Consider the following 12594-nt stretch of genomic DNA (forward strand, 5'->3'; position numbering starts at 1 on the left):
GTTATCTCAGCATGCGTTGCCAGAAGGTGAGCTGCTTGACTCCGGAAGAGACAAAGTTGACCGCAGCGTGCAGCTGGCCCGGTTGTTGCCTGTGAGTTGACCGTGGAGGACAGAATTCACTGCGCCCGCGTCAAGTCGTGGCGAGTAATGCAACGGCATTATCCCCTTACTGTAGCGTAATGGCGGTGTAACGCCGCGTGAGACCAACAACGACGGGGATAACAGAATGACAAACAGACTCAAGCCCACTCTGGGCACCCTGCATCTGTGGGGGATTGCGGTTGGCCTGGTCATTTCAGGCGAATATTTTGGCTGGAGTTACGGCTGGGCCGTGGCGGGCACGCTGGGATTTCTGGTCACCACCGCGTTAATCGCCACGCTCTATACCTGCTTTATTTTTAGCTTCACCGAACTGACCACCGCGATCCCCCATGCAGGCGGGCCATTTGCCTATAGTCGCCGCGCCTTTGGCGAAACCGGCGGACTGATTGCCGGTCTGGCGACGCTGATTGAGTTTGTCTTTGCGCCACCGGCGATTGCCATGGCGATTGGGGCTTATCTCAACGTGCAGTATCCCGAACTGAACCCGAAGACTGCGGCGGTCGGCGCCTATCTGCTGTTTATGACGCTGAATATTCTCGGCGTAAAACTGGCGGCGATGTTTGAACTGGTTGTGACGGTGCTGGCGGTGATTGAACTGCTGGTGTTTATGGGTGTGGTTTCACCCGGCTTCAGCCTGGCGAACTTCGCCGCACACGGCTGGGCAGGCAGTGACAGCTTCGGACTGCCCGCCTTCTCCGGCATTTTCGCTGCCATTCCTTTTGCCATCTGGTTTTTCCTGGCCATTGAAGGCGCGGCGATGGCGGCCGAAGAGGCGAAAGATCCGACCCGGACCATTCCCCGCGCCTACATCAGCGGAATTCTGACGCTGGTGGTGCTGGCGATAGGTGTGATGCTGATGGCGGGCGGCGCGGGCGACTGGCGCAAACTTGCCGATATTAACGATCCGCTGCCGCAGGCGATGAAAATGATTGTCGGCGAAGACTCTAACTGGATGCATATGCTGGTGTGGATTGGACTGTTTGGCCTGATTGCCAGCTTCCACGGCATCATCCTCGGCTATTCGCGGCAGTTTTTTGCCCTGGCACGCGCGGGCTATCTGCCGCCTTCTCTGGCCAAACTTTCGCGTTTCCAGACCCCGCATCGGGCGATTATTCTCGGCGGCGTGCTGGGTATCGCGGCAATTTACAGCGATGGTGTGATTAATCTGCAGGGGATGACGCTGACGGCGGCGATGATCACCATGGCGGTATTTGGCGCGATTGTGATGTACATCATGAGTATGCTGAGCCTGTTTAAACTGCGCCGCAGCGCGCCGGAGATGGTCCGCAGTTTCCGCGCGCCGGGCTATCCGATTGTTCCGGGCATCGCCCTGCTGCTGTCGGTGGTCTGTCTGCTGGCGATGCTGTGGTTTAATCCGGTGATAGGCGCGCTGTTTTTCGCCATCATGCTGGCAGGCTATCTCTACTTCCTCGCCACCAAAGCGCAGCGCGATCGGGCGCCGCAGGACAGTATGCTGGTCGGCGAATAAAAGCGGCGCGGGTGAGTGCCGTGGGTTAACGATTCAGCGCCGGGTCTCTCTGGCGCTGAATCGTCAGCGGATGCTCGGGTAACTCAGCCGTTAAGCGGCCAGAGCCACGCCGCACCGCGTACGCCGCTGGAGTCGCCATGCTGCGCCTTCAGCACCGGCGTTTCACACTCCCCGCCAAATACCCACTTCTTCATCAGCACCGGCACGGTCTGATAGAGACGATCCACATTGCTCATCCCACCGCCCAGTACAATCACATCGGGATCGATCAGGTTCACCACCTGCGCCAGCGATTTTGCCAGCCGCAGCTCATAGCGGCTCATCGCCAGTTCGGCGATCGGATCCTGCTGCGCCAGCAGCGAGGCGATCTCCGCACCTTTGCGATGTACGCCGCTCAGCCGCTGATAGTCGATACCAAAACCGGTGCCTGAAACAAAGGTCTCAATACAGCCCTGCTGCCCGCAATAACAGGGCACTTCCTGACGGTAGCGCAGCTCATCCTCATCCATCCACGGCAGCGGATTGTGGCCCCACTCACCGGCATTGCCGTTGCCCCCGATACGCGACTCACCGTTGATCGCCACACCGGCGCCCGATCCGGTGCCGATGATCACGGCAAACACCAGCGACTGTCCGGCACCGGCACCGTCGATCGCTTCCGACACCGCCAGGCAGTTGGCGTCGTTGGCGATACGCACTTCCCGGTTCAGCGCCTGCGCCAGATCTTTATCCAGCGGCTGACCGTTGAGCCAGGTGGAGTTGGCATTTTTTACCCGCTTACTATAGGGCGAAAGCGTGCCGGGAATACCGAGGCCGACCGTGCCGGTTGCGCCGGTTTTCTGCTCCGCCAGCGTGACCAGATCGACAATCGCCTGCACCGTTGCCTGATAGTCATCACGCGGGGTATTCACCCGGTGGCGGAACAGCTCCTCTCCCTTATCCGACAATGCGATCACTTCTGTCTTGGTGCCACCCAGATCTATGCCTATGCGCAAGATTACGTCCTCGTTATTCGTTCAGGTGAGAGATACAGTAAAAGGCGTCTGCCGGAAAGGCAATGAAACCACTCCGATGTTTCGCTATCATGCGCGCTGACTCTCGCAGACTTGTGCGCCCGATCGCGCCACGGTAAGGAATCCCGATGTTGTGGTTTAAAAATATGATGGTTTATCGTCTGAATCGTGACATTCCGCTGTCCGCAGATGAGATGGAAAAGCAGCTCGACGCCTTCACGTTTTCACCGTGTGGCAGTCAGGATATGAGCAAGACCGGCTGGGTCTCGCCGATGGGCAACCGCAGCGATGCGCTGACCCATGAAAACAAAGGCCAGATTGTGATTTGCGCCCGCAAAGAAGAGAAAATCCTGCCTTCGCCGGTGGTGAAACAGGCGCTGGAAGCGAAAATCGACAAGCTGGAATCTGAGCAGAGCCGCAAGCTCAAAAAGACCGAAAAAGATTCGCTGAAAGATGAAGTGCTGCACAGCCTGCTGCCGCGCGCCTTCAGCCGTTTCAGCCAGACCTACCTGTGGATCGACACGGTCAACAACCTGATTATGGTTGACTGTGCCAGCGCAAAAAAAGCGGAAGATACCCTGGCGCTACTGCGCAAAAGCCTGGGCTCACTGCCGGTGGTGCCGCTGACGCTGGAAAGCCCGATTGAACTGACCCTGACCGAATGGGTACGTTCAGGCGAGCTGCCTGCCGGATTCGCCCTGATGGATGAAGCGGAGCTGAAAGCGCTGCTGGAAGATGGCGGCGTTATCCGCTGCAAGAAACAGGATCTGGTGTGCGATGAGATCGCCAACCACATCGAAGCGGGCAAGCTGGTAACCAAACTGGCGCTCGACTGGCAGGAGCGCATTCAGTTCGTGCTGGCCGATGATGGTTCAGTGAAGCGTCTGAAGTTCAGCGACACGCTGCGCGACCAGAACGACGATATTGACCGCGAAGATTTTGCACAGCGCTTTGATGCGGATTTTATTCTGATGACCAGCGAACTGGCCGCACTGACCAGCAATCTGGTAGAAGCGTTGGGCGGCGAAGCCCAGCGTTAATCAGTCACCGGCAGAATCATCCTGACAGACGATATTCGCCAAAAAAATGGCCGCTAAGCGTTAATGCTGCTCAGTTAAGATTAGATTTGTAAAGGCTGCCACGTTCAAACGTGGCAGCTTTTTTTCCGGGCGAGCCAGCCGCAGTGCGGGCCAGCGCGCCTCTGCTGCTGCCGGGCCGTCCTCGCGCCGCTCACGCGGTACCTTCGGCTTTGACGTCGTGCCGACGAACCGTTCGGGGATCGGCCCTCCCTGGCCGGCCCCGAACTGTCCACGCTTCCCGGCGTGGACTTCTGGCCCGGCGTCACGCCTCAGCGCTGCGGATAGCCCTTTCAGCAGCAGAGGCGCTCAGGCCTCCACTCTCGTGCCCTTTTTAACAATACACACTGAAGTTTCAGAGCAGGCCGGGGCCGGGCAGGGGCAGGCAATCCGCAGCGCTGAACAGAATGAGTCTGCCAGGAGAGCCCGCAGGACGCGGGCGAAAGGCGGGGCGGCACAGGATGTGCCATCCCCGGCGGTCCGTCAGGCAGAGGAATGGAGTGAAGGAACCGCGCAGCGGCGCGAGGACCGCCAGCCCCTGCCCGGCACCAGACTGCGTTATCACCTGTCGCTTAACTGACTGGCATTACCGCTAAGCGGCCATGTTTTAATCTTTCAGGTAACGGCAGAGATAGGAACTTGGCTCGCCAACCTGCAGATGAAATTCGCTGTGACCCGGCACGTTAAACACCGAACCCGCTTCAAACCATTTCCACTCGGTTTCACCTGGCAGTAATACCTTAAGCGAGCCGCTGACCACGGTCATCTCCTCCGGCTGGCCGGTACCGAATGTGTATTCGCCTTCAGCCATTACGCCCACGCTGGCACGTCCGGTGCTCGCACTGTCAAAACCGATAGACTTAACTTTTCCGTCAAAATACTCACTTACGTTGAGCATAATAGTTCTCCAGAGCACATGTTGTGTGTCTGGCAGTGTAGAAGGGAACCCGCTGATCTGTCACGCGAAATGATGGCCGTTTGTGATCTCTTCACTCAGGGAAGCAACTCCGCCGCCAGGCGCGCCACCAGCTGATTAGAGAGCAGAACCGGTACGCCCAGCCGCTGCTGTAACCCTATCCGATGCTGCTGGTGATACCCCATACAGTCGAGCACCACCAGCGCTGCGCCCTGCGCTTTCAGACTGTTTGCGGCATCGGCGAAGGTTGCCTGATCGCCCTGATAGGGACTGGCGACCGCAAAGCAGGGCTGCGCAGGCAGTTGCTGCCACTTACCTGCCTGCTCAACAATCTGCTCCTCAACCGGCACGACAATGCCGACCCGCTGCTGCTGCTGCACCATGGCGCAGATGAGCGGTGGAATGAGGCGATCCGGCTCCAGCAGTAGCGCACGCTGGGTGCGGAGCCGGCTGAATTCACCGGTGCAGAGCAGCAGAATGGTCGCATAGCCCGCCTGCTCCAGCGCACTGATTTTGCGCTGCAATCCCTGCTCCACTTTCGAGGCCGCCAGCCGCACCTGTTCACCACTCTGCAGCCGCGACACCAGAACCCGGTCGCCCGCTGCTGGCGCGAAGCGTGCGGCAATCTCTGCCGCGCTGAGTCCATCCAGTAAACCGGCGTGATCGGTCAGCGCATCCGGCAGATGCTGCCGCAGCAGCGGCAGAATATCGCTGCGCGGAGACTGGCCGATAGTCAGCGTTACCAGTGGTTTCGTCATCTTAGTGATTCCGGTGACGCAGATGCGCCAGGCTGCCATAGAGTGAAATCAGCCGCGCATACTCTTCGGCGTCGTAGAAGTGACAGGTTCCACGACCAAACTCCTTGGCCACCTCAATGGCAAACTTCGCCGCTGCCGCAATGTCCACTTCATGGCTGGCGCCGGTTCCGCAGCCCGGCACCACCGACTCGGCAGTGATCGCCACCCCCACCACCGGCACATCCGTGGCGGTAGAAGGTTGCAGAATGCTGTTGAGGTGATAAACCCCATTGCCGTAAGGCGTAATATCCTGCGTGGTAATGGGAAAGGTCACCGCCGGACGGCCGCTGGTCATCTCCATGATGCGCAGCAGATCCTCCGAAACCCGCAGGATGTAGCCCTCTTTCACCGTCGGCGACAGGGCAAAGCCTTTGTGGTTGATAATGCGGTTACCTTTGGTGGTGTCGATTGACAGAATCGCATCCACACCCGCCACCACTTCATTATTATTCATGGTGACATCGTCAATCGGCGAGTCCATGAAATCGACCGGCAGATGCGGCCGCGTTGGCGCATCCGGGCAGATATGGGTGGTAATGATGACGTCGCCATCGAGCCTGTCGCCTTTGCTCTGCATCTGCGCCAGTTTAAGCGCGCTGGCAACGGCCGCGATCGCGCCATCCGCATCTGACACCATGCCGATACGACCAGGACGAGCGCCGATGCCACCAAGGCGACCAATAATCCCCAGCGTCGGTGCACTGCCGCCGCCTGATTTGCCCTGCGTCCCCGGAATATCAATGCGCACAAAATCGGTGCGGCCTTTGGGACCGGAGACACGGGTAAAGCGGGCATCAACATCAGGATACGCCGCGAAGAGATCCACCACCTGCTGTCCGTCAATGTGGGCGCTATCCAGTAACTCAAAAACCGCCAGGGTCTGCTGCAAACTCATGCTTTATCCTTTATTTCTTGCTGCTGCTGGCAAACAGCGAATGAAAGAAGCTGTAGAGGGCATCACCGGCAATAAAGCCTGCCGCCATCACCTCCATAGGCGACCGGCCCCGATCGCCCCAGATCCGGATGATTACGATGCGTAAGGCGATCCCCACCACCACTGCCCAGCCCGCCATGGCGTTATTAATTAATAAACCGGTGGCGAGCAGCACGCCCAGCTGGCGTTTCGGCCCGCCGATCAACTGAATAATCGCACCCGGAATCGCCCACATCAGCAGATTACCGGCGATACCTGGCTCAGCACCCGCCTGAATGGTTTTGGCATACACCCGCGCTACAGGCGGCAGCAGGTTGTCAGCAAAGAAGAAGGTATGGGCGTACCAGACCAGCGGAATCGACACAATAAAGGCGATCATAGCTGCGATGAGCTGAATGCGACGTCCCCAGAGCTCCTGCTGCAGATCGGCACCGTTGCCGCGCAGGATAAAGCCCGCCTTCAGGTCATAACCCATATCGGCGAACGCCGGACCGGTGGCAGCAGTAAAGCCGCACAGCAGGCAGAGCGCCAGCGGTGGGAAGCCGATCAGAATGCCGATAATCAGCGTAATCAGCGCCACGGCAAAGGCCGGGAACCAGCCGGAGTGCATAGCGGCAATGCCGACAATCAGTTCATGGGCGAAAGCAGCAAACGCGGCATAAAGAACAAACAGCAGCAGCATCGCGATGCCCATCTCACTCCACAGGCCGCCCGCCAGCGCCAGCAGCGCCGAAATCACGATGTAACCCACGCTGCCGAAACCCAGCGCCCGCTGCACTTCATTGCCATTGCGGCTCACCACCAGCGCATCATTTTTGCGGCTGCGGATCACCATCACGACCTGAATCAGCGCCACCAGACCGGCACCGACCATCACGCCATGTGGAATATAGAGCGCATTAATATCAATACCGGCCACCGGCTGCGCATAGGCACGCAGCAGAAAACCGATGCCGAGCATCGACAGCGCCCAGATATTGCCGATAAACGCGGTGCCGAAGGCGGACATCGGGATCTTCAGCATGGCACCGACGACGCCACCTACGATACCCAGCACAAGCAGCCACGCCTGGCGTCCGCCTTTATCTCCCGCTTTGATCGCTTCTGCTGCCGCAACGCCCGGTGGCCAGGCATTACTGGCCGGAAAGACGCGGGTATCAAACAGCCGATAGAGCAGCCAGGCATCCAGCAGCATCGCGGCGCTGACGCCACAGAACAGCGGCAGGACCAGTTGCGGTTCACCCAGCGCCCAGGGCACGGCAATCGGCATCAACAGACTGTTCGCCGCCCCAAAGGTGGCTGAAGAGATGGCGGTCTGCGCCAGGTTCTGGATTTCAATCGAACGATAACGGCGAAATGCCTGCAGCGGAATACGCGCCAGCAGCATGGCAAACAGCGCGCCGATAATAGAGGTGTTAGGCGTTACGCCAATGGTGGTAATCAGCTGAATGCCAATAATGGCACCCGCGATGGAGAGAAGAATTAAAACCAGTGCCACGCCAACGTGCTTAATCGGATTTACCCGTTCCATATGTCCCCGCCAGTCCTTGTCCAGAAGAAATGAAATAACGTCTACCCGCCTGCTGGCCGGTTTACGCCGGTTATCAGTTTCACTGCTCTGATGCGCACAGAGATTGCAACAGCCACTGCAGATGGTCGTCCCTCCGCATGCTGAACCGATACAGGAGGCAATGAGAGACGGACACAGGCAACCGGAGTGCTGCGTAAAGCGTGGCGATCAGATTGAAAGAAAAAGGCCCGAAGGCCTTTGTTTTCCCTGGTGTGGCGAAAGTACTACGCCGATAAAAACGGTGTGAAGTTACGCGCCATATTTTTCGGTCATCTCAGTGGCCGTTGCGCGTAATGCTTCAAGGAGCTCTGACGGGAAACCCGGTTCAGACTCCATAGACGGAAACGACAGGCAGAGTGCCACCGTTTCGCCATGATGTTTGTTATGAACAATAACTGACAGCGAACTGATGCCTGGCAGCGATTCATTTCGGGCCAGTGACCAGCCCTGCTGGCGGATCTCAGCCAGTCTGGCACAGAGTGCCTCAGGACTTTGCGGCGAGTTCGCTGATGCGACCTGCCATTGATCATGGAAGCGCGCCAGCACCTCTACATCACTTAACTGCGCTAACAGCGCCCGGCCGGTTGAGGTCGCGGCAGCCGGCATCCGACTGCCCGGCGGCGTGACCATCTGCGTAAAGTGACGCCCATGAAACATACGCATCACTAATACTTCCCGCCCGTCGAGCTTCGACACGTAACCCATGCAGCCGGTCTTCGCAGCCAGCCTGACCATCGCCGCTGAAACGCTGTCAACCAGCGGTGCCGAAAGATAATGTCCGGCGGCAGCCAGCAATACGCGACCAATGTGATAACCGCGCGTATCCGCATTCCGCTCCAGCAGCCCCTGACTTTCCATGGTGGCCAGCAGACGCGAAACGGTGCTTTTTGGCAGGTTTAACGCCTCAACCACCTCACTGAATGAGAGACCAACATGCCCCTGCGTCACACCTTTGTGCTGAAACAATCGAAGTACGGCGGCAGCATTTTCAAGTGTGGTCATGTTACGTGTTCCACTATATGGAACTAAGTTCCTCTGTTGGTTTGATGAAAATAAAACGTGGCGCTGAATCGGTCAAGCGACAATTTGACTCACACAGAGATCGGCAGCAGAGAAAATAAGGGGATAAAAATGATTAGCGGGGCTTTATCTGGTGAGACAAGGAGAGTGCAGAACAGAAGCATACGCAGAGTGCATTCGACAGTAAATCTGCGTCAATTTCGCTTCTTAAATAACCCGATCGACTTCAGGTGGGAGTAAAAAGAGGCGTGGTTCAGGCACAGCGTCAGGCGGGTCAGTAATAAGCAGTTATCCGGTGTAACAGGCTGGCGTCCCTGCCAGCAGTGAAGCTTTACTCTTTTTCAACGTCTTCGTAGCGCGCTTTAGCGTCACGCGCTTCTTCTTCCGTTTCGTGCTCACTGATTAATGAATTCGGTTTGGGATGATCAGCACGCAATTCGTAAGAGGTTACTTTATTACCTTCAGTGCCCTTTTCAACAGGCACAACTTTCGCTTCACGTGGATACGGTGGTCTGGTCGGCATACTGTGTCCCTCTTGTCTGAATAACATTCCACAGGACAGGCCGCTGCCTGTCATAGGATAAGTATAGACAATGCCGTCTGAAGCGGGATCAAAGCGGGAAAAATCTGAGGGTTAGCTGGCGCGCGCCAGAGAGAGTGACAGCAGAATTTCCTCTACCACGCACTCGGGCGATTGCATCGCATTCACCTGATGATGGGCCGCAGCCTGATAGAGATGCGCACGTTCACGCAGCACATCACTCATCTCATCAGCAATCGGACGGCCGGTTAAGGTCGGACGCTGGGCCGCTTCAGGTTCACTTTCCAGCCGCTCTGCCAGCACCTCGGGGGACGCGCTAAGCCAGATCACCTGGCCCTGCTCCTGCATAAAACGGCAGTTCTCTTCAGCCAGAATCATGCCGCCGCCGGTGGCAATGACGGTTTTGGGCGCCGTTACCGCTTTAAGCGATTCCGTTTCACGGGCGCGGAAACCTTCCCAGCCTTCCTCCGCCACAATCTCCGTCACGCTCCGCTGCGTGCTGAGTTGCAGATGGTGATCGGTATCCGTAAAGGCGTAGCCCAGCGCCCGCGACAACGCCTCGCCGACCGTGGTTTTGCCGCAACCGCGAGCGCCAATCAAAAAGATGGGTAGTGACATCAGGGCCGTTCCTCCGCCTGACCGCGCGATGCGGCTGCATGGTGAGCTTATTAATGCGACGCATAATAACTGGAAATTATTATGGCCTCTACCTGTCAGGCACGATTTACGCATTTTCGTCCCCTGAACAGCGACAATCTTTGTGTTTTCAAGGGGAAATGCATGCACGTTTTGTGCATCAGGGCCGTAACAGAGCGATAAAAACTCCGCAAAAGAGCGGCTAAAATGCGTCGGCAATATTTGCTTACTGCCCCGATTTTACTTTTCACGCTGGCGCCCACATATACTGGTAACAATCGCCACAGGAGAGTCATCATGCAACGCGAAGAACAACAACTGATCGAAGGGCTGTTCAGCCGTCTGAAACAGGCTGAAAGCCAGACCGTGGCACGCGATGCCGCTGCCGAACAACTGATTAACCAGCATCTGCAGGCGCAGCCGGGCGCGCCTTACTACATGGCACAGGCGATCCTGATTCAGGAAGCGGCGCTGAAAAAACTCAATGAGAAAGTATCGGCGCTGGAAAGCCAGCTGGCCCAGCAACAGCAGCAACCTGCACAGAGCAGCGGCGGCTTTCTGTCCGGGCTGTTTGGCAGCGGTTCGCGTCAGCAGCCGCCTGTGCAGCAGCAACAGCAATCGTCACCGTGGAACAGTGCGCCACAGCAACCGGCTCAGCCGCAATATGCGCCTGCACAAGCGCCTGCACCACGCGGCACCGGTTTCCTCGGCGGCGCACTGCAGACAGCTGTGGGTGTGGCGGGCGGTGTGGTGATGGCCGATATGCTGACCAGCATGTTCCACCATTCACAGCCGGAAGAGATTGTGAATATCATCAATGAGCCACCCCTGCCCGATGTGAATGACAATCTCAACACCTTCAACGGTGGCGATGACAATGCCGATACCTTTAACGGCGGTAACGACAACGCCTTCCTCGACCAGAATACAGGCTGGGACAGTAATTATGCCGACAACAGCGATCTCAATGATTTTGGCGGCAACGATTACGACGACGACAGCTTCGTTTAACTTCAGCGTTTCTGCTGGGTGAGCCAGCTATCCAGCTCATTTGCAAACTGCTGGCGGTCACGCGGACTCATCGCCGCGGGGCCGCCGGTCTGCACCCCACTTGACCGCAGGGTATCCATAAAATCCCGCATCGTCAGGCGTTCACGTATCGTCGCCGGTGAGTAACGCTCGCCGCGCGGATTCAGCGCCGCCGCACCCTTCTCAATCACCTCTGCTGCCAGCGGGATATCGGCGGTGATCACCAGATCGCCTGGCTGACAACGTCTGACGATCTCATTGTCCGCCACATCAAATCCGGCAGGCACCTGCAGGGTGCGCAGATACGGTGAGGGCGGCACACGCAGAAACTGGTTCGCCACAAAAGTGATGGTAGTTGCGGTGCGGTCGGCTGCGCGGTAGAGCACCTCTTTGATTACATTCGGACAGGCATCGGCATCGACCCAGATAAACATCATGATTCCTTACAGTCAGAGAAGAGTAAGATCTTGCCGGGTTCCCCCTAAATGGCAAATTTTATTTGCGGCGTGCTTTCCAGCCTGCGCCCGGCTGACTTGTTATTCAGGCTGGCTGAAGTAAGCTAGCTCACTGAGAAAAACGAATAATGTCCTAAGGAGATGGCGATGCTGGCAAAGAAAATCGGGTTTATCGGCGGGGGAAATATGGCGAAAGCCATTATCGGCGGACTGGTCAACAGCGGCAAAATCGCCCCGTCTGATATCTTCGTTTACGATCGCAAAGCAGAGACCAACCAGGCGATGGCAGAGCAGTATGGCATCAACGCAGCCGAAAGCGCTGAAGCGCTGGCGCGTGAAGTGGACATCCTGTTCGGCGCGGTCAAACCCAATGTCATTCTGAAAGTCTTAAAAGAGCTGACAGGCAGCCTGAAAAAAGAGGCGCTGGTGGTGTCGATTGCGGCTGGGGTGACGCTCGATTCGCTCTCATCGGTGCTGGGTTACGATCGTAAAATTGTCCGTGCGATGCCGAATACACCCTCGCTGGTCAGCGAAGGCATGACCTCGGTGACGCCCAACGTGCTGGTTGAGCAGGCGGAAATCGACGAGGTGGTAGCGATTTTTGAGAGCTTCGGCAAAGCGGCGGTGGTGGATGAATATCTGATTCACTCCGTGGTCGGCGTCAGCGGTTCTGCGCCGGCCTACGTGTTTATGTTTATCGAAGCGATGGCCGATGCGGCCGTACTGGGCGGCATGCCACGCGCTCAGGCCTATCAGTTTGCTGCACAGGCGGTGAAAGGGGCGGCGCAGATGGTGCTGACCACCGGAAAACATCCGGCTGAACTCAAAGATATGGTCTGCTCTCCGGGCGGCACCACCATCGAAGCGGTGAAAGTGCTGGAAGAGAAAGGCATGCGCTCGGCGGTGATGGAAGCGATGCTGCAGTGCATGGCGAAGTCAGAGAAACTGAGCCGCAGCTAACCGCTCAACAAAGGATGTGCAAGGCGGCCCCGCACGCTGGCCCGCCTTGCCTCCAG

At 57.6% G+C, this 12594-nt stretch carries 13 protein-coding genes; 4 read left to right on the forward strand and 9 right to left on the reverse strand.

The genetic code is table 11. From position 1 onward, the window contains the following. The first annotated feature begins 226 nt into the window (after window positions 1-226). A complete protein-coding gene (eat, locus tag ACX8ZY_RS15455; protein WP_336998958.1) occupies window positions 227-1591 on the forward strand; it encodes an ethanolamine permease in 1365 nt (454 codons plus the stop codon). An 83-nt stretch (window positions 1592-1674) separates the two neighbouring features. Here the strand turns inward: eat and mak are convergent, their stop codons facing one another. Further along, complete coding sequence (gene mak / locus ACX8ZY_RS15460) at window positions 1675-2586, reverse strand: fructokinase (protein ID WP_010671180.1); 912 nt, start codon at window positions 2584-2586, stop codon at window positions 1675-1677. Between the two features lie 146 nt (window positions 2587-2732). On the opposite strand from mak, the gene rdgC reads away from it, so the two are divergent. After that, window positions 2733-3644, forward strand: a complete 912-nt coding sequence (rdgC, locus tag ACX8ZY_RS15465) for a recombination-associated protein RdgC (protein ID WP_022625153.1) — start codon at window positions 2733-2735, stop codon at window positions 3642-3644. A 643-nt stretch (window positions 3645-4287) separates the two neighbouring features. On the opposite strand, the gene ppnP is transcribed toward rdgC, so the two are convergent. From ppnP to aroL, 7 genes are all read right to left on the reverse strand, one after another. Beyond that, window positions 4288-4578 (reverse strand): pyrimidine/purine nucleoside phosphorylase, encoded by a 291-nt coding sequence (ppnP, locus tag ACX8ZY_RS15470; RefSeq protein ID WP_009091800.1) that lies wholly within the window; start codon window positions 4576-4578, stop codon window positions 4288-4290. Window positions 4579-4673: 95 nt separating this feature from the next. Next, window positions 4674-5354 carry an AroM family protein gene (locus ACX8ZY_RS15475; protein WP_010255292.1) on the reverse strand — a complete coding sequence of 227 codons (681 nt, stop codon included), beginning with the start codon at window positions 5352-5354 and terminating at the stop codon, window positions 4674-4676. 1 nt (window position 5355) lies between these two features. Next, the gene (locus ACX8ZY_RS15480; RefSeq protein WP_060679554.1) at window positions 5356-6288 is read right to left on the reverse strand and encodes a DUF1177 domain-containing protein; all 933 of its coding nucleotides are present in this window, start codon (window positions 6286-6288) and stop codon (window positions 5356-5358) included. Between the two features lie 10 nt (window positions 6289-6298). Continuing rightward, window positions 6299-7858: an OPT/YSL family transporter gene (locus ACX8ZY_RS15485; RefSeq protein ID WP_258992655.1), complete on the reverse strand. Its 1560-nt coding sequence runs from the start codon at window positions 7856-7858 to the stop codon at window positions 6299-6301. A 288-nt stretch (window positions 7859-8146) separates the two neighbouring features. Continuing rightward, window positions 8147-8899, reverse strand: coding sequence for an IclR family transcriptional regulator (locus ACX8ZY_RS15490; protein WP_258992657.1), 753 nt, complete (start codon window positions 8897-8899; stop codon window positions 8147-8149). 349 nt (window positions 8900-9248) lie between these two features. Further along, window positions 9249-9440, reverse strand: a complete 192-nt coding sequence (locus ACX8ZY_RS15495; RefSeq protein ID WP_010255272.1) for a YaiA family protein — start codon at window positions 9438-9440, stop codon at window positions 9249-9251. 111 nt (window positions 9441-9551) lie between these two features. Beyond that, a complete protein-coding gene (aroL, locus tag ACX8ZY_RS15500) occupies window positions 9552-10076 on the reverse strand; it encodes a shikimate kinase AroL (RefSeq protein WP_132500136.1) in 525 nt (174 codons plus the stop codon). 315 nt (window positions 10077-10391) lie between these two features. Here aroL and ACX8ZY_RS15505 point away from each other — a divergent pair, with 315 nt between their 5' ends. After that, entirely contained in the window at window positions 10392-11105 is a 714-nt protein-coding gene (locus tag ACX8ZY_RS15505; protein ID WP_258992662.1) for a DUF2076 domain-containing protein, read from the forward strand. Between the two features lie 2 nt (window positions 11106-11107). On the opposite strand, the gene ACX8ZY_RS15510 is transcribed toward ACX8ZY_RS15505, so the two are convergent. After that, entirely contained in the window at window positions 11108-11557 is a 450-nt protein-coding gene (locus ACX8ZY_RS15510; protein WP_010255266.1) for a YaiI/YqxD family protein, read from the reverse strand. Window positions 11558-11725: 168 nt separating this feature from the next. Here ACX8ZY_RS15510 and proC point away from each other — a divergent pair, with 168 nt between their 5' ends. Further along, complete coding sequence (gene proC, locus ACX8ZY_RS15515; protein ID WP_031590347.1) at window positions 11726-12538, forward strand: pyrroline-5-carboxylate reductase; 813 nt, start codon at window positions 11726-11728, stop codon at window positions 12536-12538. Window positions 12539-12594: the final 56 nt, after the last annotated feature.

The organism is Pantoea sp. XAF26B01_ASV70 (assembly GCF_054512635.1).